At 72.3% G+C, this 20826-nt stretch carries 16 protein-coding genes and 1 tRNA gene; 7 read left to right on the forward strand and 10 right to left on the reverse strand.

Annotated elements, in window-relative coordinates:
* Positions 1 to 188: 188 nt before the first annotated feature.
* On the reverse strand, positions 189 to 467 hold the full coding sequence (locus ACQE3L_RS01410) for a DNA-directed RNA polymerase subunit L (protein ID WP_058364933.1): 279 nt from the start codon (positions 465 to 467) through the stop codon (positions 189 to 191).
* A 53-nt stretch (positions 468 to 520) separates the two neighbouring features.
* On the opposite strand from ACQE3L_RS01410, the gene ACQE3L_RS01415 reads away from it, so the two are divergent.
* Positions 521 to 1075 (forward strand): GNAT family N-acetyltransferase, encoded by a 555-nt coding sequence (locus ACQE3L_RS01415; protein ID WP_426962016.1) that lies wholly within the window; start codon positions 521 to 523, stop codon positions 1073 to 1075.
* 471 nt (positions 1076 to 1546) lie between these two features.
* Here ACQE3L_RS01415 and ACQE3L_RS01420 read toward each other — a convergent pair whose 3' ends face one another.
* A complete protein-coding gene (locus ACQE3L_RS01420) occupies positions 1547 to 2554 on the reverse strand; it encodes a transcriptional regulator TbsP domain-containing protein (protein ID WP_426962017.1) in 1008 nt (335 codons plus the stop codon).
* 81 nt (positions 2555 to 2635) lie between these two features.
* On the opposite strand from ACQE3L_RS01420, the gene ACQE3L_RS01425 reads away from it, so the two are divergent.
* The gene (locus ACQE3L_RS01425; protein ID WP_426962018.1) at positions 2636 to 3619 is read left to right on the forward strand and encodes a carbohydrate kinase family protein; all 984 of its coding nucleotides are present in this window, start codon (positions 2636 to 2638) and stop codon (positions 3617 to 3619) included.
* Between the two features lie 79 nt (positions 3620 to 3698).
* Complete coding sequence (locus ACQE3L_RS01430; protein WP_426962019.1) at positions 3699 to 4706, forward strand: amino acid kinase family protein; 1008 nt, start codon at positions 3699 to 3701, stop codon at positions 4704 to 4706.
* A gap of 30 nt (positions 4707 to 4736) precedes the next feature.
* Here ACQE3L_RS01430 and ACQE3L_RS01435 read toward each other — a convergent pair whose 3' ends face one another.
* Positions 4737 to 6116 carry an MFS transporter gene (locus ACQE3L_RS01435; protein ID WP_426962020.1) on the reverse strand — a complete coding sequence of 460 codons (1380 nt, stop codon included), beginning with the start codon at positions 6114 to 6116 and terminating at the stop codon, positions 4737 to 4739.
* Positions 6117 to 6317: 201 nt separating this feature from the next.
* Between ACQE3L_RS01435 and ACQE3L_RS01440 the strand changes: the two genes are divergently transcribed.
* The gene (locus tag ACQE3L_RS01440; protein WP_426962021.1) at positions 6318 to 7139 is read left to right on the forward strand and encodes an aldo/keto reductase; all 822 of its coding nucleotides are present in this window, start codon (positions 6318 to 6320) and stop codon (positions 7137 to 7139) included.
* A 61-nt stretch (positions 7140 to 7200) separates the two neighbouring features.
* Here ACQE3L_RS01440 and gltB read toward each other — a convergent pair whose 3' ends face one another.
* The 3 genes from gltB to gfo6 form a co-directional block, all read right to left on the reverse strand.
* Positions 7201 to 11862: a glutamate synthase large subunit gene (gene gltB / locus ACQE3L_RS01445; RefSeq protein WP_426962022.1), complete on the reverse strand. Its 4662-nt coding sequence runs from the start codon at positions 11860 to 11862 to the stop codon at positions 7201 to 7203.
* A gap of 306 nt (positions 11863 to 12168) precedes the next feature.
* Positions 12169 to 13644: a proline--tRNA ligase gene (proS, locus tag ACQE3L_RS01450; protein WP_426962023.1), complete on the reverse strand. Its 1476-nt coding sequence runs from the start codon at positions 13642 to 13644 to the stop codon at positions 12169 to 12171.
* 73 nt (positions 13645 to 13717) lie between these two features.
* Complete coding sequence (gene gfo6, locus ACQE3L_RS01455; RefSeq protein ID WP_426962024.1) at positions 13718 to 14791, reverse strand: D-xylose 1-dehydrogenase Gfo6; 1074 nt, start codon at positions 14789 to 14791, stop codon at positions 13718 to 13720.
* A gap of 227 nt (positions 14792 to 15018) precedes the next feature.
* Between gfo6 and ACQE3L_RS01460 the strand changes: the two genes are divergently transcribed.
* Positions 15019 to 15354, forward strand: a complete 336-nt coding sequence (locus ACQE3L_RS01460) for a hypothetical protein (protein ID WP_426962025.1) — start codon at positions 15019 to 15021, stop codon at positions 15352 to 15354.
* Positions 15355 to 15396: 42 nt separating this feature from the next.
* Here ACQE3L_RS01460 and ACQE3L_RS01465 read toward each other — a convergent pair.
* The 4 genes from ACQE3L_RS01465 to btuC all read right to left on the reverse strand — a co-directional run bounded on the left by ACQE3L_RS01465 (position 15397) and on the right by btuC (position 19193).
* Positions 15397 to 15469, reverse strand: a tRNA-Thr gene (locus ACQE3L_RS01465).
* A 236-nt stretch (positions 15470 to 15705) separates the two neighbouring features.
* Positions 15706 to 16701, reverse strand: a complete 996-nt coding sequence (locus ACQE3L_RS01470; protein WP_426962026.1) for a class I SAM-dependent methyltransferase — start codon at positions 16699 to 16701, stop codon at positions 15706 to 15708.
* A gap of 99 nt (positions 16702 to 16800) precedes the next feature.
* Positions 16801 to 18099 carry an ATP-binding cassette domain-containing protein gene (locus tag ACQE3L_RS01475; protein WP_426962027.1) on the reverse strand — a complete coding sequence of 433 codons (1299 nt, stop codon included), beginning with the start codon at positions 18097 to 18099 and terminating at the stop codon, positions 16801 to 16803.
* Positions 18096 to 19193, reverse strand: a complete 1098-nt coding sequence (gene btuC / locus ACQE3L_RS01480) for a vitamin B12 ABC transporter permease BtuC (RefSeq protein WP_426962028.1) — start codon at positions 19191 to 19193, stop codon at positions 18096 to 18098. Before btuC ends, ACQE3L_RS01475 begins: the two co-directional genes overlap by 4 nt.
* Positions 19194 to 19255: 62 nt before the next feature.
* Between btuC and ACQE3L_RS01485 the strand changes: the two genes are divergently transcribed.
* Positions 19256 to 20383 (forward strand): PGF-CTERM-anchored ABC transporter substrate-binding protein, encoded by a 1128-nt coding sequence (locus ACQE3L_RS01485; protein ID WP_426962029.1) that lies wholly within the window; start codon positions 19256 to 19258, stop codon positions 20381 to 20383.
* 109 nt (positions 20384 to 20492) lie between these two features.
* Positions 20493 to 20750, forward strand: a complete 258-nt coding sequence (locus ACQE3L_RS01490) for a hypothetical protein (protein ID WP_058365887.1) — start codon at positions 20493 to 20495, stop codon at positions 20748 to 20750.
* The last annotated feature ends 76 nt before the right edge of the window (positions 20751 to 20826 follow it).

Genomic DNA, 20826 nt, shown 5'->3' on the forward strand with positions numbered 1-20826 from the left:
GGCGAATTTCTCCGTCCGGACGGGAACGCCCGCCAGCCGCAGCGCCGCGAGTCGGGCGTCGTGAGTCGGGCGTCGTCACTCGGAAGCGCGGCGACGGTCGACAGAAATCGGTGCTCCGGTTCGCGGTCGGCAGTCCACGACCGACGGGCCGGGGTCGAGCGGCTCCCGGCCTCGGGTCCGTGGCGCGCTCAGGCCGCCTTGACGGCGTCCGCGAGCGCGGTCGTCTTCTCGTTGATCGCCTCGGTCGCCGTGCCCACGGCGTCGAGGGGGTCGCCGGACTCCGTCTTCACGGTGAGGATCGGGTCCGTCTGGCCGCCCGACTGCTCGGGGTTGACGTCGTAGGTCGCGGCCGCCACGTCGTCGGTCTCCAGCAGCGCGCCCTTCAGCACGTTCATGAAGGTGTGGTCCTCGCCCGCGATCTCCAGACGGAGCTCCTCCTCGGTTTTCTCGATGACCCGCAGTTCCATGGGGTACGGTTCGCCCGAGCGGCGTTTGAAGGTTTCGTCTCCGCCGGATCCGGGTGAGAGGCCCTCGCACGCGTCCCGCAAGCATTTACGACGCGCTCCGACGCTTTGCCGAGGAGCTGTGGCTCCCGTACCACCGCGACCTGGCCGCGACGGTCGAGGCGCACGCGCTCGCGGACCGGCCCGAGGAGGAGCTCATCGCGGAGAACGTCGCCTTCCACCGCGACCTGCTCGAGGAGGGCCGCCGCGGCTGGGTCGCGGTCGGGGAAACCGGGACACAGGAACCCCCGACCGACGGGCGTCTGGCGGACGACTTCCCCCCGAACGCCGACCTCGCCGGCTTCGTCCTGACCGGCGTCGACGCCTGTCCCGACGTGTTCGACCGGCCCGATCGGCTCGTGATCGGCGACATCTACGTCGCCGAGCCGCATCGCGGCTCCGGGCTCGCGAACCGGTTCGTGGAGCGTGCTGCGGCCGACGCCCGCGAGGAAGGCTGTCCGGAGCTCCGCCTCGACGTGGATGTGGACAACGAGCGCGCGCTCGCCTTCTACGAGAAAGCGGGGTTCTCCGACTACCGGAAGCAGCTGACGATGTCCGCCGACGCGGTCTGAGAGGAAGGCTCCGCCGTCGTGTCTGTTTCTGCTGCTGATCCTGCCGACCTGGGCGGCGCCACCCAGGAATCCCCTGCCGGTTCGACCGGCCGCGTACCGGCGGACGGTGCGGGCTGCCTGCAGTCGCGGGCTGCCGGGCTACGACTCGCTGACTCTCGCTCGACAGGCTCGCGAGAGCGTCGTCGTGGCCGGATCGAGCTGACTGCCCCGTCAGTCCCACCCACCGCACAGCACCGCACCGCGACCGCACGGCGGCCTCGCACCTCCCCAACCTCGGGCTGGACGCGGCCGCGGACAGCACCACATCGCGGCCGCGTCCAGCCCTCCCTCGCGCGCGTTGCTCGCGCGCGCCGACCGCACCACCGTGGTGGCTGAACGGACAGCCGCGGCCGATCGCGCAGCATGGTCGCGGCACGCGACGGGGACGCTCCCGCAGCGTCACGAGCGTGTCACCCCATCCGTAACCCCACCTCAGGCGTCGTCGCCCGCGGTCGGATCCACGCCGGAGGCGGCGTGGGTCTCGGCTTCGGCCGCGTCCGCGGCATCGGCCCCTCCGTCCGTCCCGTCGCCCTTTGCCGCCGCGACGAAGCCCGGAACCTCCTCGGCCGCCGCGGCCGCGAGCCTGTCGTCAGCCGGGACGATCCGCTGGCGTGGGCGGCCGACGCGGCGAGGGACCGGCTCCGTCTCGATCAGGCCGGCCGCCTCGAACTCGGCTTTCACCGACGAGAGCGTCGCGGGGCTGGCCAGTCCGCAGTCCTCGGCCGCGCGCCGGAGCCCGTAGTTGACCGCGTCGCGGCGCGCGCCCGCGGCGTACACGCAGTCGAGGTGGTCGCAGGGGTCCCCGCGGTCGACCTCGGGGAGCGCGTCGAGCAGGCGGAGCAGTTCCGCCGCCACGTCCGCGTCGCACCGCCCGGCGAACGCGCCGAAGAGCGCGCGACGGGAGGGCGTCCGCAGGGCGTACGGCTCGGCGTCGGTCAGCCGGGTCTCCCACCGGCCCCGGACCTCGTCGACCCGCTCCGGGTCCGTCTCGCGGACGGCCGCGTACCCCGCCGCGTCCGCGGCCGGGAGCGGCACCGCGACCGCGCCGTCGGCGACCAGGAGCGTGCTCGGCTCGCGCGCCTCGACGGTCACGAGCGAGAGCGCGTCGGCCTCGCGGAACGCCGCGACGCGGCTCGCCGCGTGGAAGCCGTCGAGGACCGCGTCAAGCACAGGCTCGCGCGCCGCGACGCGCAGGTGCGGGAACGACTCCGGAACCGGATGCGGGAGGTCGATCGACCCGGTGGCGTGGTCCTCGCGCGCGTCAACCTCGCTCCGGAGCGTCCCGACCGTCGGCGCCGCGACCGCGGGGGCCGCGTCGGCCAGCGCGTCGAGGACGCTTCGGAGGAGCCGCTCGCCGGGGTCCACGAGCAGGACCGGCCGGGGGCCCGACAGCCCCAGCGTTCCCCCTGCGAGCGGGAGTGTCGGCGTCGAGTCGGCCATTCGTCGGTGACTCGCCGGGTGCGGGCATAAATGTTCGCGCGAAGCCGAAGACTAAGGCCGGCGAGGGGCGCAGGGTCGGGCATGCAGCAGATCCTCGTCGCCGGTGAGACGCTCATCGACTTCATCCCCGAGGAGCCGGGGCCGCTCGACGAGGTGGAGACCTTCCACCGCCGGGCGGGCGGGGCGCCGGCCAACGTCGCGGTCGGGCTCGCGCGGCTCGGTCGCCCCCCGGCCTTCTGGACCCGGGTCGGCGACGACCCCTTCGGCGACTTCCTCGCCGCCACCCTCGCGGACGCCGGCGTACCGACCGAGCACGTCGAGCGGGACCCGGACGCCAAGACCGGCCTCGCGTTCGTCAGCCTCGACCCCGACGCGGACCGCGCGTTCTCCTTCCACCGCGACGGCAGCGCGGACACCCGGATGGAGCCGGGCGGGGTGGACGGGGCGGCGCTCGCGGAGACCGACTGGGTCCACGCCGGGGGCGTGACGCTGGCCGACGAGCCGGCCCGGACCGCGACGCTGGACCTGCTCGCGCGGGCCCGCGAGGCCGGCGCGACCGTCTCGTTCGACCCCAACGCGCGCCCCGAACTGTGGACCGACTTCGACTTCCCGGGCTCCTGCCGCGAGGCGTTCGCGCTCGCGGACGTGGTGAAAGTCTCGCCCGAGGACCTCGACGCCGCGGGGTACGACGGCGCCGCCGTCGACGAGTCGGACCCGGCCTCCGCGACAGACGCCGCGGCCGCGGTCGCCGCCGACGGCCCGCACACGGTGCTGGTGACGCTCGGCGGCGCCGGCGCGTTCGCGTACGCGACCCCCGACGCCCCGTGGAACGACGGCGACGAGCCGATCGCGGTCGACCACGGGGGATACGCCGCGGAGCCGATCGACACCACGGGCGCGGGCGACGCCTTCACCGCGGGCGCGGTCGCGGCGCTCTCGGCGGGCGAGTCGCTGGCCGAGGCGGTGGCGTTCGCGAACGCGGTCGCCGCCCGGACGACGACCGAGAAGGGGGCGATGACGGCGCTCCCGGACCGGGAGGCGGTCGCGGCCCTCCGCGGGGAGTAGGGGCGCTCGGCCGGTCGCGGTTCGCGGTCCCGACGCTCCGGCCGCAACCCCCTTCCCGCCGGGCCACGACGCGTCGCACATGTCGGACACCGTCGTCGCGCTCGGCGGCAACGCCATCCTCGAGAGCGGCGAGGGGACCGTCGCCGACCAGCGCGCCCGGATCCGCGAGACGCGCGACGCGCTCGCACCGCTCGTCGAGCGCGGCCACGACCTGACGCTGACTCACGGGAACGGACCGCAGGTCGGCCACCGCCTGCTCGCCGAAGAGGCGGCCGAGGGCGACCCGGAGCCGCTTGACGTGCTCGTCGCGGAGACGCAGGCGCAGGTCGGCTACCTGCTGGCCGGGGAGTTCGGCGACGCGCTCGGCGGCCGGCCGACCGCCGTCGTGACCCGCGTCCGAGTCGACCCGGACGACTCGGCGTTCGAGAACCCACAGAAGCCGGTCGGCCCCTACTACTCGGCCGAGGAGGCGGCCGCGAAGCCGTTCGAGACGACGGCGGTCCATCGCTCGTCCGGCTCCGCGGACGGCCGGGACGACGCGGCCGGCGGCGCCACCGCCCACCGGCGGGTCGTCCCCTCGCCGGAGCCAGAGGAACTGCTGGAGGCCGACCGGATCCGTCGGCTGGCCGACGACGACGGCGGGCCGGTCATCTGCGGCGGCGGCGGGGGGGTCCCGGTCGTCCCCGCCGACGGCGGTGACGGCGGTGACGGCGGTGACAGCGATGACGGCGGAACCGCGCCGGACGCCGGCGCGTACGACGGCGTCGCCGCGGTGGTCGACAAGGACCGCACGTCGCGGCTCGTGGCGGAGGCGGTCGGCGCGGACACGCTCCTGTTCCTGACGGACGTGGACGCGGCGTATCTGGACTACGGGACGCCGGACCAGCGACGGCTGGCGGAGGCGACGCCCGCGGAGGTCCGCGAACACGCCGCGGACGACCAGTTCCCCGCGGGGAGCATGGGACCGAAGATCGACGCCTGCGCGACGTTCGCCGGGGAGACCGGCGGCGAGGCGCTGATCGCCGCGCCGGACCGGCTCGCGGAGGCGCTCGACGGCGACTCCGGAACCCGGATCGTTCCGGAGTGAGCGGCGGCCCGGTCGACGGTGGGCCGGCGGTCACGCGGTCGGGGCGGTTTCGGACGCGGAGCGCTCGGCCCGGAGGAGCACCGCCAGCGCGACGAGGACGACCCCGCCCGCCGCCCAGAACGCGACCGCGTAGCCCGCGACGCCCGCGAGCAGGCCGCCGAGCGCGCTCCCGAGGCCGGTCCCGACGCCGGCGAGCGCGGAGTAGGCGCCCAGAGCGTCCCCCCGGAGGGCCTCGTTCGCGAGCCGCGTCACGAGCCCGGTCGCCGTGACCGCGATCATCGCCCACGTCACACCGATGGCCAGGAACAGCCCGCCGAGTGCGGCGGTCGCGGGGAGCGAGACCGCGGGCAGCACCGTTCCGAGCGCGGCGACCGCCGGGAACAGCGCCGCGCGGCCCGCGAGCGCCACGTTCTGGACCACGGCGGGGCCACGTCGGGCCGCGAGGCGGCCGACCGGCGTGTAACAGACCGCGGACCCGACGTTCGCGGCGAGGAACAGGCCGAAGACGACGCCGGTCGCGTAGCCGGCCTCCGCGAGGTACGCCGGCATCGGTCCCCAGAACACCGCGAAGCCGACCGAGAACAGCGTCGCCGCCGCGAGGTAGGCGGTCAGGGGGCCCGAAAAGCGGTCCCGGGCGGACCGCTCGGGGTCACCCGCGGTCGCGTCCGCCGCCCCTCCTTCGCGGTCGGGACGGCGACGCGCTCGGCGGGCACGGCCGAGATACCCCGTCAGCACCCAGTAGAGGCGCGTCGGCCCGTAGGGGACCGACCTGATGTACCGACCGGCGCCCCAGCCGTCCCGGTCGAGGCGTGCGAAGACGCGTCGGAACCGCGCGGCGCTCGTGGTCGCGGGCTCGGGGTACCAGCGCGCGGCCGCCGCCAGCGCGCCCGTCGCGACGACCGCGAGCAGGAAGCACAACAGTTCCTGTGCGGCCACCGCGCCGAGCGCGCGCGGGACCGTCGCGGTCCAGACGGTTCCGAGCACAAGCCCCGCGACCCAGCCGTAGCCCTGTACCGCGTTGAGTCGGGCGATCCGCGCGTCCCACTCGGCGACCTGCCGGCCCTCCACGACGATCAGGTTCAGGACCGGCGCGGCCGCGGAGACGACGAACCACATCGCCGCGTTGCCGACGAGCAGGCCGAGCGGCGTGCTCGCGAACGGGACCAGCGCCAGCACGCCCGCGAGCGCCCCGAGCGCGACGAGGACGAACGGCCGCCGACGCCCGGTTCGGGCCGCGAGGCGTCCCCACAGCAGCGCGCCGGGCACGCCCGCGAAGGCGGCGGTGGCGGCCATCGCTCCCACCACCGCCGCGCCCGCGCCGAGCGAGACCGCGTACAGCGGGAGGAGGAGCGACGCGGCCCCGACCGCGGCGTAGCCCGCCCCCCACGCGTACAGCCACCGGTCGCTCACGTCCGTGTCACCACGTCGACCTCTCTCGCTCCGGGACAAAAGGCGTTCCGCGCGAGGCGCCGGCTTCGCCGGGGAGCGGTGGGGCTCCGCGAGCGCGACGGCTTCGTCGGGGAGCGGTGGGGCTCCGCGAGCGCGACGCGGGTGCCCGCCTCGCTTTCCGCAGCACCGCCGCTTATGCGCCCCCCGGCCGAACGGAGGGCCATGAGCGACACCGACCTCGACCTGACGCTCGGTCTCGGCACCTCCGGCAACGACGACCCCGAGGAGTGCGCCGCGACCGTCCGCCGCGCGCTCGAGCGCGGCTACAGACACGTCGACACCGCGCAGATGTACGACAACGAGGCGGCCGTCGGCGAGGGGCTGGCGCGCGCGTTCGACGACCCCGACGCCGACGTCTCGCGCGAGGACGTGGTCGTGGCGACGAAGGTCCACCCCGATAACCTCGCGCCCGAGGACGTCCGAGAGACCGCCCGCGAGAGCCTCGACCGACTCGGCCTCGACTACGTCGACCTGCTGTACGTCCACTGGCCGACGAGCGCGTACGACGCGGCGGCGACGCTGCCGGCGTTCGACGACCTCCGCGAGGCGGGCGTAACCCGTCACGTCGGCGTCTCCAACTTCACCTCCGACCTGCTGGAGGAGGCGGCGGGGATCCTCGATGCGCCCATCGCGGCCCATCAGGTGGAGTGTCACCCGCGGTTCCGGCAGGACGAGCTGCGGCAGCTCGCACACGACGACGGCCACTACCTCGTCGGCTACTCGCCGCTCGGCCGCGGGGAGGTCCTCGACGACCCGACGCTGACCGCGGTCGCCGAGCGCAACGACTGCTCGCCCGCGCAGGCCGCGCTCGCGTGGGCGCTGGCCCGCGGCGTCGTCCCGATCCCGAAGGGGACCGGCGACCACGTCGACGAGAACTACGCCGCGCTCGAGGTCGACCTCCCGGACGAGGACCTCGCGGCTATCGACGGGATCGACGCCGAGGAGCGCCTGATCGACCCCGACGAGGCGGCCTGGAACCGATAAGCGGGACGCTCGTGCTGCTTGACGTCATCGACAAAAACCCCGTCAGGCGCGGCCTCGACGCTCAGTCGTCGCCCGAAACCGCGCCGGCGTCGCCGTGGACGTTGGCGCCCGCCTCGGCCGCGTCGGGGAGGTCCTCGCGCACGTCGTCGCCGACGCCCTCCGCGATGACGTCCGCGTAGGCGTCGGGGAGGACGCGCGTGAACGCCTCGACCGCGTTCGCCCAGTCGTCGAGCAGTTCCCGCGCGCGGGCGCTGTCGGTGTAGGCGGCGTGATTCTCCACCAGCCGCCGGAGCATCGCCTCGTCGCGCTCGGAGAGGTCGTCGGAGAGCGTCACCATCCCGGTGTTGGCCTTCTCGGCGAGTTCGCCGTCGGGGTCGTGGACGTACGCCACGCCGCCGGACATCCCGGCCGCGAAGTTGCGGCCGAACTCGCCCAGCACCGCGACGACGCCGCCGGTCATGTACTCGCAGCCGTGGTCGCCGACGCCCTCGACGACCGCCTTCACGCCGGAGTTGCGGACCGCGAAGCGCTCGCCAGCGACGCCGTTGACGTAGGTCTCGCCGGCGGTCGCGCCGTACAGGCAGACGTTGCCCGCGACGACGTTGTCGGCGGGGTCGTAGCCGGCGTCCGCGGGCGTCCGGATCACCACCTTCCCGCCCGAGAGCCCCTTGCCGACGTAGTCGTTGGCGGCGCCGGTGAGGTCCATCGTGACGCCGCGCGCGAGGAACGCGCCGAAGCTCTGGCCCGCGTAGCCGTCGAGGTCGCAGGTGATCGTGTCGTCCGGGAGTCCCTCGCCGCCGTACTCGGAGGCGACGCGGTTCGAGAGCGTCGCGCCGACCGCGCGGTCGACGTTCGTCACGTCCTCGGAGACCGTCACCGGCTTGCCCTCCGCGAGCGCCGGCTCGGCGGCGTCGATGAGGTCCCAGTCGAGCGCGGTCGCGACCTCCTCGTGGCGCTGCTCGCGGATCTTCGTGCGCACGTCGCCCGCGGGGTCGGCGATGACCGCCGACAGGTCGAGGTGGCTCGCCTTCTCGTGGTCGGTCTCGCGCTGGGTCAGCAGGTCGGGCCGGCCGATGAACTCCTCGAGGTCGGTGTAGCCGAGTTCGGCCATTATCTCGCGCAGCTCCTGCGCGATGAACGTCATGTAGTTGATGACGTGCTCCGGCTCGCCCGGGAACCGCTTGCGCAGGTCCTCGCGCTGGGTGGCGACGCCGACCGGACAGGTGTTCTCGTGACACTGCCGGGCCATCACGCAGCCGGAGGTGACCAGCGACGCGGTGCCGAAGACGTACTCCTCAGCGCCGAGGAGGGCGGCGACGGCCACGTCGCGGCCGGTCTTGAGCCCGCCGTCCGCGGTGACCCGGATGCGGTCGCGCAGGCCGGTCGCCCGCAGCATCTGGTTCGCCTCCGCGAGGCCGAGCTCCCACGGCAGCCCCGCGTTCTTGATCGAGGTCTTCGGCGACGCGCCGGTGCCGCCGGAGTGGCCGGAGACGTGGACCACGTCCGCGTTCGCCTTCGCCACGCCCGCGGCGATGGTGCCGATGCCGGCCTCCGAGACGAGCTTGACGTTCACGTCCGCTTCGGGGTTGGCCGCCTTCAGGTCGTAGATCAGCTGCTTGAGGTCCTCGATGGAGTAGATGTCGTGCTGGGGCGGCGGCGAGATGAGCCCCACGCCGGGCGTCGAACACCTGACGTGCGCGATCATCTCGTTGACCTTCTCGCCGGGGAGGTGGCCCCCCTCGCCGGGCTTGGAGCCCTGCGCCATCTTGATCTGTAGCTCGTCGGCGCTCGCGAGGTACTCCGCGGTGACGCCGAAGCGCCCGGAGGCGACCTGCTTGACGTTACACTCGCGCTCGGTGTCGAACCGCTCCGGCGGCTCGCCGCCCTCGCCGGTGTTGGACTTGGCGCCGAGGCGGTTCATCGCGATGGAGTTGTTCTCGTGGGCCTCCGGCGAGAGGCTCCCGAGGCTCATCGCGGCCGTCGAGAAGCGCTCCACGATCTCCTCGACCGGCTCCACCTCCTCGACCGGAACCGGGTCGCGGTCGGAGTCGAACTCGAGCAGGCCGCGCAGCGTCTGGAGGCTCTCGGACTGGTCGTTGACCAGGTCGGCGAACTCCTCGTACTGCTCGTAGTCGCCCGCGCGGACCGCCTGCTGGAGCGTGCCGACCGTCTGCGGGTTCCAGCCGTGTTTCACGCCCGAGGAGCGGTGCTCGTACTCGCCGGTGGTCTCCAGCTGAGGGTCAGCGCCGAACGCCATCGCGTGGCGGGCGCGGAGGTCGCCCTCGATCTCGTCGACGCCGATCCCCTCGGTCCTGATCTCCGTCCCCTCGAAGTACTCGCCGACGAACTCGGAGTCGAGCCCGACCGCCTCGAAGATCTGGGCGCCCTGGTACGACTCCACCGTGGAGATGCCCATCTTCGCCATCGTCTTCAGCAGGCCGTCCTCCAGCGCCTTTCTGTACGCCGCGAGGGCCTCGTCGGCGTCCGCGCCGTCCGGCCCCGCGACCGTGTCGCGGATGGAGTCGTACGCGAGGTACGGCGTCACCGCGCCGGCGCCGTACCCGACCAGCGTGGCGAGGTGGTGGACCTCGTGGGGTTCGCCCGACTCGACGACGAGGCCGGCGTGGTTGCGGAGCCCGTTGCGAACGAGGTGGTGGTGGACCGCCCCGGTCGCCAGCAGGCTCGGGATGGCGAGCCGGTCCGGGCCGACCGCGCGGTCGGAGACGACGACCACGTCCGCGCCGGCCTCGATGGCCGCGGCCGCGTCGTCGCGCAGGCGGGCCACCGCGTCCGCCAGGTCCGCGTCGGGGTCGAAGGTGGCGTCCACGACAGCGCTCTCGAAGGCGTCGTCGGGGTCGTCGCCGAGCGCCTTCAGCGAGGCCGTCTCCGCCTCGGTGAGGACCGGGGAGTCGCAGACGATCTGGCGGGCGTGGTCGGCCGACTCGTCCAGCAGGTTGCGCTGGAAGCCGAGCCGCGACTCCAGCGAGGTGACGAGTTCCTCGCGGATGTAGTCGATGGGCGGGTTCGACACCTGCGCGAACAGCTGTTTGAAGTAGGTGAACAGCGGGCGGTCGACCTCCGTCAGCACCGAGAGGGGCGTGTCGTCGCCCATCGAGCCGACCGGGTCCTTCCCCTGTTCGGCCATCGGCTCGACGAGGTGGTTCAGCGAGTCGGTCGTGTAGCCGAACGCGGCCTGGTGGGCGCGCACCTCCTCGACGGTGGGCTCGGCCGGATCGGCGTCGTCCGCGTCCGCCGCGGCGTCGCCCGTCTCGGCCGCGACCTCCTCAAGGGCGGCCTGTTCCTCGTCGACCCACTCGCCGTACTTCTCGTCGGTGAGGTCGTCAAAGACCTCGTCGTCGGGGACGACCCGACCGCTCTCTAAGTCCGCGACGAAGATCTCGCCGGGCTGGAGGCGGCCGCGGGACTCGACCTCGCCGGGGTCGGTCGGGATCGCACCCACCTCCGAGCCGACGATGAGGCGGTCGTCGCTCGTCACCTCGTAGCGGCACGGGCGCAGCCCGTTCCGGTCGAGGACGCCCGCGACGCGGTCGCCGTCGAAGCCGATCACGAGCGCCGGGCCGTCCCACGGCTCGACCAGCGAGGCGTGGTAGTCGTACCAGTCGGCGCGCTCCTCGCTCATCAGGTCGTCGCCGCGGAACGCCTCCGGGATCAGCATCCGGAGCGCGTGCGGGAGGTCCCGGCCGGTCTGGAGCAGGAGCTCGACCGCGTTGTCGACGCTGGCGGTGTCGGACTGGTTCGGGTCGTCGATGACCGGCTTGACCGTCTCCAGGTCCGCGCCGAAGCCTGGGTGGGAGACGTCCGTCTCCCGGGCGCGCATCCAGTTGATGTTGCCCTGGATCGTGTTGAACTCGCCGTTGTGGACGATGTTTCTGTACGGGTGCGCGAGGTGCCACGCGCCGAGCGTGTTCGTCGAGAAGCGGGCGTGGACCAGCGCGACCCGGCTCGCGAACCGCTCGTCGGAGAGGTCGGGGAAGTAGGCGGCCAGCTGGTCGCCCTTCAGCAGGCCCTTGTAGACGACGCGGCGGCGGTCGAGCGAGCAGACGTAGAAGCGGCCGCCGCCATCCACGTCCGCGGCGGCCGACTCGACGGCCTTCCGGGCGACGTAGAGCGCGCGGTCGAAGCCGAGGTGGGGGTTCGCGTCCGTGTCGTCCGCCTCGGGGTCGGTGAAGCGCGCGTCGAGGTCCGCGTCGGCGGCGGGCGCGACGAACACCTGCACGACGTTCGGCTCGGAGTCGAGCGCGGTCGCCCCGAGGTCCGCGCCGTCGGCGTCGGTGGGCACCTCGCGCCACGCGAGCACCTCGAGCCCGTACTCGGCGAACGTCTCCGCGACGACCTCGTGAAGCGCCGCCTCCGCGGCCGGCTCCTCGGGCATGAACAGCGAGCCGACCGCGTACTCGTCGGGCAGGTCGGCGTCGACGACGGACTCGAAGAAGCCGTCCGGGCGCTCGACCATGATCCCGGCGCCGTCGCCGGTGTTCGGTTCCGCTCCCGTCGTCCCGCGGTGCTGGAGGTTCTCCAGCAGTGAGACCGCGTCGGCGACGGTGTCGTGGCTCGGCTCGCCCGCGAGGTCGACGACCCCGCCGACGCCGCAGTTCGATCGGTCGTCGTCCGGCGACGCGAGCCCGTCTCCGCTCGCCTCCGCGTCGCGACCCGCCGACCCGGACGCGTCCGGTTCGAGGGTGTTACTGTGTGGCTTGGTCATACACTACCAAAACGCAGTTCGAGTTAAAGGACTAACCCTGATATGGGTAGGGTGCCTTACCCACCCATTAGGGAATATTAGGTCATTATTCTTCAGGGACTGGCATTGATGCACATGGGTAGACGGTCGGCCATCGATGACGTGTATTTTTGGATATCGAAGGCATTTACGGAGATGGGAGCGGCCTACTCTCCAGATATTTTGCCATTTAGGTTTATACTGTAAACCCGATCGGGAGAGATATTGGGAGATCCGTGTGATCAACCGTTCGGTTTCGGTCGCAGCGTGACGGACCAACTCCGCGAGTCAGTAGGACTTCGCGAAGTAGGCCGTCCGCTCGGCCGCCTCGCCGCAGACGCCGCAGGTCTCCTCGTGGTCGGCGTCGACGAGGTCGTCCTCGTCCTCGAAGGGGACCATCACGATCTCGGCGGCGATCTGGTCTTTGATCTCCTCCTCGCAGGCCTCGTCGCCGCACCACGGCGTCTTCACGTAGCCGCCGTGCTGGCCGAGCGTGCCGAGGATGGAGGCGCGGTCGTCGGCCTCGCGCACCTCGCCGTCGAGGTTCTCCTCGGCGGCCGCGTACAGCTTCCCGTAGATCTCGTCGAAGTGGGACCGCACGGTGTCGGCCACGTCCTCGCGGTCCTCGACCGCGCTCTCGCCGTCGGGGCGGTGGACCAGCGTGAGCTCCCCGTCCTCGACCTCGTGGGGACCGATCTCGATCCGGAGGGGGACGCCGTTGAGCTCGTGCTCGTTGAACTTGAAGCCGGGATTGCGCTCGTCGCGGTCGTCGAGTTCGACGCTGACGCCCGCGTCCGCGAGGTCGTCCGCGACGCCCTCGGCGTACTCGAGCACGTCCTCCTTCGTGTCGGCCTGCCAGATGGGGACGATCACGACCTGCGTGGGCGCGACGGTGGGCGGGAGCACCAGCCCCTGCTCGTCGGAGTGGGTCATGATCAGCGCGCCGAGACAGCGCCACGAGAGCCCCCACGAGGTGGTGTGCGCGACGCGTTCCTCCTCGTCCTCGTCCGAGTAGGTGATGTCGAACGCCTCCGCGAACGACTGCCCGAGGTGGTGGGAGGTGCCGCCCTGCACGGACTTCCCGTCGGGCATCAGCGCCTCGACCGTGGTCGTGGTGTGGGCGCCGGGGAACTTGTCGTGGTCGGGCTTCTGGCCGCGCAGCACGGGGATGGCGAGCAGGTCCTCGTAGACGGACTCGTACTGGTCGAGCCGCGTCATCGTCTCCTCCCACGCCTCCTCGTGGCTCTCGTGGGCGGTGTGGCCCTCCTGCCAGAGGAACTCCTTCGTGCGGAAGAACGGCTTCGTCTCCGTGGCCTCCCAGCGCACGACCGAGCACCACTGGTTCACGCGCAGGGGAAGGTCGCGGTGGCTCCGGATCCACTGGGCCATGTAGGGCGCGATGATGGACTCGGAAGTGGGCCGGACCGCGAGTCGCTCCTCCAGCTCCTCGTGACCGCCCTGGGTCACCCACGCCACCTCGGGGTCGAACCCCTCGACGATGTCCTTCTCGCGCTCGAGGTAGGACTCGGGGATGAACATGGGGAAGTAGGCGTTCTGTACGTCGGTCTCCTTGAACTTCGCGTCGAGGAAGCCCTGGACCGCCTCCCACAGCGCGTAGCCGCGGGGGCGCGTGACGATGAATCCGCTCATCCCCTCGGGACCGTAGTTCGCGAGGCCCGCCTTCTGTACGACCTCCGCGTACCACTCACCGGTGTTGTGCGACTTGGACTCGGTGATCCCGAGCTCCTGGTCGTCCTCGGTCATTACCGGAAAATCCGGCGTGTGGGACGTAAACCCTCCGAAGGCGTGTCACCGACTCCCGGTCTCGGGAGCTCCCTCACAGCTCCACCGGTGCGTCTCGCTTCGCCGCGTCGTAGACCGCCTCGATGGTGGCCACGTCGGCCGCGCCGAAGGCGCCGTCGGCCTCCGGTTCGCGGCCGGCCAGCACGCGGTTGCCGAAGTAGTCGAACTCCGCGCGCATCTGGTCGACCGCGTCGAAGGCGAACTCCGTACTCGTCGACCCGCGCTGCAGCGCGAGGGTGCGTCGGGGGTCGCCGTAGAACGCGGGATCGAACCGGATCTCCCCCTCGGTTCCGACGATCCTGAAGCTCCCGGACCGCTGGAGGTTCTGGCTGGCCGCGCAGTCGGCCACGAGGCCGTCGGGGAACTCCAGCCGGAAGCTCGCGCGCTCGTCGGGCACGTCCGCGAACGCCGAGTGCTCGCTGGACATCGCCGCCGAGACGCGAACCGGGTCGGCGTCGAGCACGAACCGCGCGGTGCTGAGGGGGTAGATCCCCAGGTCCGTGACCGAGGTGCCGCGGCCCGCGAGGTCGGGGTCGAGCCGCCACTGGTCGGCGTCGCCGTGGTCCAGCACCGGCTGCGTCATGTGGCCGCGGACGAGTCCCGGTTCGCCGACGTAGCCCTCGCGGACGAGCTCCCGCGCGAACCGAACCGCGGGGTCCGCGGTGAGGCGATAGGCGGTCATCAGCGTCACGCCGGCCTCCTCGCAGGCGTCGACCAGCGCGCGGGCGCGCTCCGCGCTCGCCTCGAGCGGTTTCTCACAGAGGACGTGCTTGCCCAGGTCCGCGGCCGCGCGGACGTGCGGCAGGTGAAGCGCGTTCGGCGTCGCGACGTAGGCCGCGTCGTACGCCTCGCTGGCGGCGCCCGCGTGGAACGCCTCGTAGTCCAGCGTCTCCGGCTCGCCCGGGAGCTCCGCGGCGACCGATTCCGCCTTGTCGGCGTGGCCCGAGACCAGCACCGTCGTCTCGCAGTAGTCGCCGGCCGCGACCGCCGGGATCGCGTGGTTCCGCGTCCAGCCGCCGAGACCGACCATCGCGACCCGGAGCGTCCCCTCGGCGGGGGTCTCCCAGTCGCGCTCGTCGAAGCGGTCGTACAGCGCGTCGAGGTCCATACGGAAACGGTGCGGGCCAGCGCAAAAGATGCTGGCGTTGCGGTAGCGGGAGGAGTCGGACGAGGTCGCCAACCGTGCGAGAGGACGGTCCTGTCGGATCGAGGAACCGAGACGCGGGCGTCCATCGAGGCATCGTTCTCGGGGGTGACGGGGCGCTGGCCGAGAAGCGCGCCGGACGTGTCCGTGCCGTCCGAACACATATGTGAGCAAAGAACAATGATCGGGGCATGGACGACCGCCCGCACGCGACCGACGCCAAGAGCATGGACCGGCTGATCGAGCAGCTGGACGAGGAGAAGGTGATCGGGATGCTGGACGCCGAGGGTCGGGCGGCGTCCGGCGCCGAGGCCGACCGCGTCCAGAAGCGGCTGCTCGAGGACCTCGGGCTGTTCGCGGTCGACCTGGATGACTACGACCTCTCCGACGACCTCGTCAACCGGGTGCGACGGCTGAAGTACGTCAACGTCGAGAGCGACGCACGGCGCGAGTACTCCGAGGAGACGGAGCGACGCGTCGCCGAGCGGATGCGCGAGCTGGGGTTCGAGCCCGACGAAGACGACTGAGAAACGGGACGGCTGGCGGCGGTCGGCGGCGTTCCGTGAGAAAGCCGGAGGAGGGATTTGAACCCTCGACCTATTCCTTACGAAGGAATCGCTCTGCCAGCTGAGCTACTCCGGCGCGACGTACCTCCACGTACCCCGATGAAGGAAATAAGGGTTCCGGAATCGGGCCACTGCGTCAGGGTGACGCACGCCGATTCGTCCGAGCGATCCGGCGACAACGCACCGGCTGTCCCCCGTCGCCGCGACCGCACGAGCGGTCGAGGGCTTCCGGCTGCTGGTGACGATCACGGCAGCGCACTTTTTGAAACGGAACAGGCCGGCGCCATCGCTTCCCTCGACCGCTACATCGCTCTACTTCTCCAGCCGTACGTCCAGACAGACGTTCAGTTCGTGTGGCGCGTACGACCGGACGACGTGCTCGGTCTCGACGGTCACGTCGTACTCGCCGCCCGCGTCCGCGACCGCCTCCCGGATGGCGCGCGCGCCCGGCCTGAAGGGGTCGTCCTCGTGCTGGATGTCGTAGTAGTGGATCACGCACGTATCGCCCGCGAGCGTCACGGCCGCGTCCAGAAACTCGTCCGCGGAGTGAGGGAGGTTCATCACCAGCCGGTCCGCCCAGCCGGCCCACTCGTCGGCGACCTCGCGTACGTCCCCCTGAATCGCGGTGAGCCGGTCCGCGACGCCGTTGCGCTCGGCGTTCTCCCGCAGGTACGCGACCGCGCGCTCGTTGAGGTCGCAGGCGACGACCTCGGCGCCCTTCGCGGCCATCGGCACCGCGTAGGGGCCGACGCCCGCGAACATGTCGAACGCGTGCTCGCCGGCGTCGACCTGCTCGGTCACGCGGTGGCGCTCCGTGGCGAGCCGCGGCGAGAAGTACACCTCCGCGATGTCGAGCAGGAACTCGTGGCCGTACTCGCGGTGGACCGTCTCGGTGCCGTTTCCGGCCAGCACCTCCCACTGCCGGACGCGCAACTCCCCCTCGATCGGCGACGCACGGTTGACGACCGTCTCGCAGGGGACGTGCGAGGCCATCACCGCCTCGGCGATCTCCGCGGCGCGCTCGGGGTCGTCCTCGTCGAGGATCACCACGTCGCCGAGGCGCTCGATGGAGGGCTCGTAGCCGAGGATGTCCGCGGGCGACTCCGGGGACTCCCGAGCCGCCGGTTCGCGCTCGACGACCTCCCCGGCCAGGTCCGCGGGCACCGCCGCCGGGTCCGTGACGGGGATGTAGATCGTGTCGCCCTCGACGGTGATCTCGTGGTCGCCGTCGAGCGCGTCCGCCTCGGCGAGGCGGCTCCGGACGGTCTCGCCGCGCTCGCGGGAGACGGCGAGGCAGGGGACACTCATCGTCGGGCATCCGCGGCCGCGGGGATAAAGCGTGACGCTTCGCGGATCACCGGCGATCGGCCTCGACGGGAGGGTGGGCCTGACGGCCGAGAGTGACGACTAGCCGAACCGGAATCCGCCGACCGGGTTCTCGTCCGCGTCGGCGACGACCTCGCCGACCGTTTCCACCACGTCCCCGTCGCCGACCGCCGCACCGTCGAGGGAGCCGCAGTCGACCAGCACTCGACGGGCGGGGGGAACCGTCTCCGCGACCGCCCGGTTCCCGGCAGCCGGTTCACCGACGACGACGACCGCGTCCGCCCCCTCGGCCCGCTCCGCGGCCGCCTCGCGCGCGTCGTCGTTCACGCCCGCGAACGCCGGGACGAGGACCGGCTCCGCCCCGACCTCGCGTGCGGTCGCCGCGGCCGCGTCGCCGCTCGGCGCGACGCCGAGGCTCACGGCGTGGCCGGCCGCCGCGAGCCGTCCCAGAACGGTCGCCGCCCGCGTGCCGGTGCCGACGACGTGAACCCGAGCGGTCGGCGCGCCCTCGCGGAGGTCCGGGAGGGGGGTCACGCGCGGCGCGCCCGTGGTCGCGTCCTCGGTGACCGCCGCCCGCGCGTCGAACGCCTCGCGGATCGATCCTCGGGTCAACACCTCCTCGGGAGGCCCGGCCGCGAGCACCGCCCCGTCGGACAACACGACGATCCGGTCGCAGTAGCGCGCCGCCAGGTCGAGGTCGTGGATCGCCGCCAGCGCCGCCTTCCCCTCGGCGACCAGTTCCGAGACGAGTTCGAGCGTGCGGACGGCGTGGTTCACGTCGAGGCCCGCGGTCGGCTCGTCCAGCAGGAGCGCGGGAGTCGACTGCGCGAGCGCCCGCGCGAGGAGGACGCGCTGGCGCTCGCCCCCCGACACCGCGGTCACCGGACGGTCCGCGAACTGTGCGACTGCGGTGCGGTCCATCGCCTCCTCGACGGCCGCGGCGTCAGTCGCGTCCGGTCCCGAGAAGCGGGAGCGGTGCGGGGTCCGGCCCATCTCCACCACCTGCTCGACGGTGAACTCGAAGGAGGGCGTCGCGTCCTGCGGCACGGAGGCGACGCGCCGCGCGATCTCCTTCGCCGGGAGGCCCGCGACCGTATCGCCGCCCACGGAGGCGGTCCCCGCGTCGAGGTCGAGCGACCCGCGGAGCGCGCGCAAGAGCGTCGTCTTGCCGGCGCCGTTCGGCCCCACGAGGCCGACGAGTTCCCCGGGTCGGACTTCGAGGTCGACGCCCGACAGCACCTCGACGCCGCCGAGCGAGACGGTCAGGCCCTCGGCGCCGATGACTGGAGACGCCACGGAGCGGTCGGCGTCGGAGTGGTCGGTACCGGAGCCGGAGTGGTCGGTGCCGGAGGGGCCGACCTCCCCGTCCGTCCGGCTCACAGCTCGTGCACCTCCCGGCGACGCAGCAGGAACAGGAAGAAGGGCGCGCCGACCGCGGCCGTGACCACGCCGACGGGGAGTTCCGCGGCGCCGAGCCTCGCGACGGTGTCCGCCGCGACGAGGAACGAGGCGCCCGCGAGCGCGGCGGTCGGGAGCAGTATCCGGTGGTCCGGGCCGACCACGAGCCGGAGCATGTGCGGGATGATCAGGCCCACGAAGCCGATGACGCCGGTCACCGCCACGCCCGCGGCGGTGATCAGCGCCGAGACCGACAGCAGGACGAACTTGGTGCGCTCGACCGCGATGCCGAGCCCGCGGGCCTCCTCCTCGCCGAGCAGCAGGACGTTCAGGTCGCGAGCGTACGCCAGCAGGACCAGAAACAGCAGCGGGACGGCGACGACCGTCACCCGGACCTCGTCCCACGAGGCGTTGCCCAGGTGGCCCATCAGCCACGCGACGACCTCGCGGAGGTTGTTCTCCGCCTGCAACTGGAGGTAGGAGATGACCGCGCCGAGGAACGTCTGGACCGCGACGCCGGCCAGGAGCAGGGTGGCGACGGGCGTGTGGCCGTTCCGCGTGGCGATGGCGTAGACGCCGAACGCCGCCAGCAGCGCGCCCGAGAACGCCGCGCCCTGCAGGCCGAAGCCGAACGGGATCGTCGCCGGGAACACGAGGAACGCGACCGCGCCCGTCGCGGCGCCCGAGGAGACGCCGATGATCGACGGGTCCGCCATCGGGTTCCGGAAGAACCCCTGCATCACGGTGCCGGCCGCCGCGAGCCCGAAACCGACGACGGCTCCGAGCAGGATCCGCGGCAGCCGGATGTTCACCACGATCTGTCGGTGGAGGTCCTCGACCGGGTAGGTGAACACGGGTGCGAAGCCCACGTCGACGCTCGGGACCAGGAGGGGGCCGATCGCGCCGCGAACGCCGAACTCGACGCTCGCGGGCACCGCGACCCCGTTCAACAGCACCTTCGCCACCTCGACCGGCGGCACGCGAACGGGCCCGAGCGCGGCGCTGGCGGTGACGACGACCGCCAGCAGACAGCAGAGCGCGGCCGACCAGCCCGCGGTCCGCGTCAGGGTGCGCATCTCGTTCACAACCCGGCTTGCGTTAGATAAATACTTATTGGACTATCCGCGTTTGATAGACGATGCGTGACAGACTGGTGCTGGTGACGGCGCTGCTCGTCGCGACCGCCGCGCTCGGCGGATTCGCGGCGCCCGCGGCGGCCCAGCCCGACGCGACCTACGAGACGTGCGAGTTCCCGGTCACGATGACGGACGCGACCGGCGAGGAGATAACCCTGGAAGAACCGCCCGAGCGCGTGACGACGACGAACCCCTCGGCGGCCCAGACGATGTGGGAGATCGGCGGCGAGTCGCAGGTCGTCGGCGTGACCCAGTACGCGATGTACCTCGACGGCGCCGACGAGAAGACCGACGTCTCCGCCGAGCGCGGCGTCGACGTCGAGAAGGTCGCCGGCACGGAGCCGGACCTCGTGCTGGCGCCGAACGCCTCCGCCGGGCAGGTCCAGGCGCTGCGCGACGCCGGCCTGACCGTCTACCACTTCCCGGAGGCGAAAACCACCGACGACATCGCCCAGAAGACGACCACCATCGGGAAGCTGACCGGCAACTGCGAGGGCGCCGCCGAGACGAACGCGTGGATGAACGCGAACGTCGACGCGGTCTCGAACGTCACCGCCGACGCCGACCGGCCGCGCGTGCTCTACCCGCTCGGCAGCGGCTTCGTGGCCGGCGGCGACACGTTCATCAACGCGACGTTCACGCTCGCGGGGACGAACAACACCGCCGCGACGGTCGCGGACGGCTACCCGCAGATCTCCGACGAGGTCGTCCTCGAACTCGACCCCGAGTGGATCGTCGTCAACAGCCGCGGCGACTCCGCGCTCGACGAGGAGCCGTACGCCAGCACGACCGCGGGCGAGGAGGGCAACGCGGTCTACCTGGAGGTCCACTGGCTCAACCAGCCCGCGCCCGCCAGCGTGGTCAACACGATCCACGACATGACCCGGCAGGTCCACGGGGACATCTACGACAACTCGACGTACGTGGAACGCTCCGAGGTCTCGGTGGAGGCCGAGGGCGAGGTCGACGACGAGGAGACGGCGGACGCGACGGAGGCTCCCGCGACGACTGAGGCGCCCGGGACCACCGAGGGCGACACGTCCGGCGACTCCGCGCCCGGCTTCGGCGCGGTCGCCGCGCTCGTCGCCGTCCTCGGGAGCGCGCTCGCGGCGACTCGCGTCCGGCGATAGCGGCGCGGCCGAAACGCCTCGATCCCCGTCGCCGGCGGCGACGCCCCGCCGCGACGGCGAACCTGTCGTCCGAATAAAGATTTTTGCCGCCCCCGCGCAGGTACTACGTATGCCGACGCAGACTGGCCTCTCGCACGCGATGGCGGCGGTCGTCGTGCTGCTGGTCGGGCCCGTGCTCTCCCGACTCATCGAGACGCTCGTCACGACCAGGGACGTGGAGGCGATGATCGAGTCCGCCGCGACCGTCGTGAGCGCGCATCCGATCGTGACGCTCGACGCCGGCCTGACCGCGACGGCGCTGTACGTCGCGGCCATCGCGGTGCTGGCGTTCGTGTGGGGCTATGCGTACCACATCAAGCGCCACTGACCGTGTGCCGGCGGGACCGGCGGCCAGTGAGCCGAGCGAGAGCGCCCTCAACCGATCGGGACGCTTATCCGAATTC

Origin of the sequence: Haloparvum alkalitolerans, from assembly GCF_050122995.1 — an archaeon.
In the GTDB taxonomy this organism is placed as follows: Archaea; Halobacteriota; Halobacteria; order Halobacteriales; family Haloferacaceae; genus Haloparvum; species Haloparvum alkalitolerans.

What these genes read in the sequence shown, in the direction of transcription:
- ACQE3L_RS01410 (WP_058364933.1), bottom strand. Translation starts at nt 467, where the DNA reads ATGGAACTGCGGGTCATCGAGAAAACCGAGGAGGAGCTCCGTCTGGAG.
- ACQE3L_RS01420 (WP_426962017.1), bottom strand. Translation starts at nt 2,554, where the DNA reads ATGGCCGACTCGACGCCGACACTCCCGCTCGCAGGGGGAACGCTGGGG.
- ACQE3L_RS01425 (WP_426962018.1), top strand. Translation starts at nt 2,636, where the DNA reads ATGCAGCAGATCCTCGTCGCCGGTGAGACGCTCATCGACTTCATCCCC.
- ACQE3L_RS01430 (WP_426962019.1), top strand. Translation starts at nt 3,699, where the DNA reads ATGTCGGACACCGTCGTCGCGCTCGGCGGCAACGCCATCCTCGAGAGC.
- ACQE3L_RS01440 (WP_426962021.1), top strand. Translation starts at nt 6,318, where the DNA reads ATGAGCGACACCGACCTCGACCTGACGCTCGGTCTCGGCACCTCCGGC.
- gltB (WP_426962022.1), bottom strand. Translation starts at nt 11,862, where the DNA reads ATGACCAAGCCACACAGTAACACCCTCGAACCGGACGCGTCCGGGTCG.
- proS (WP_426962023.1), bottom strand. Translation starts at nt 13,644, where the DNA reads ATGACCGAGGACGACCAGGAGCTCGGGATCACCGAGTCCAAGTCGCAC.
- gfo6 (WP_426962024.1), bottom strand. Translation starts at nt 14,791, where the DNA reads ATGGACCTCGACGCGCTGTACGACCGCTTCGACGAGCGCGACTGGGAG.
- ACQE3L_RS01460 (WP_426962025.1), top strand. Translation starts at nt 15,019, where the DNA reads ATGGACGACCGCCCGCACGCGACCGACGCCAAGAGCATGGACCGGCTG.
- ACQE3L_RS01470 (WP_426962026.1), bottom strand. Translation starts at nt 16,701, where the DNA reads ATGAGTGTCCCCTGCCTCGCCGTCTCCCGCGAGCGCGGCGAGACCGTC.
- btuC (WP_426962028.1), bottom strand. Translation starts at nt 19,193, where the DNA reads ATGCGCACCCTGACGCGGACCGCGGGCTGGTCGGCCGCGCTCTGCTGT.
- ACQE3L_RS01485 (WP_426962029.1), top strand. Translation starts at nt 19,256, where the DNA reads ATGCGTGACAGACTGGTGCTGGTGACGGCGCTGCTCGTCGCGACCGCC.
- ACQE3L_RS01490 (WP_058365887.1), top strand. Translation starts at nt 20,493, where the DNA reads ATGCCGACGCAGACTGGCCTCTCGCACGCGATGGCGGCGGTCGTCGTG.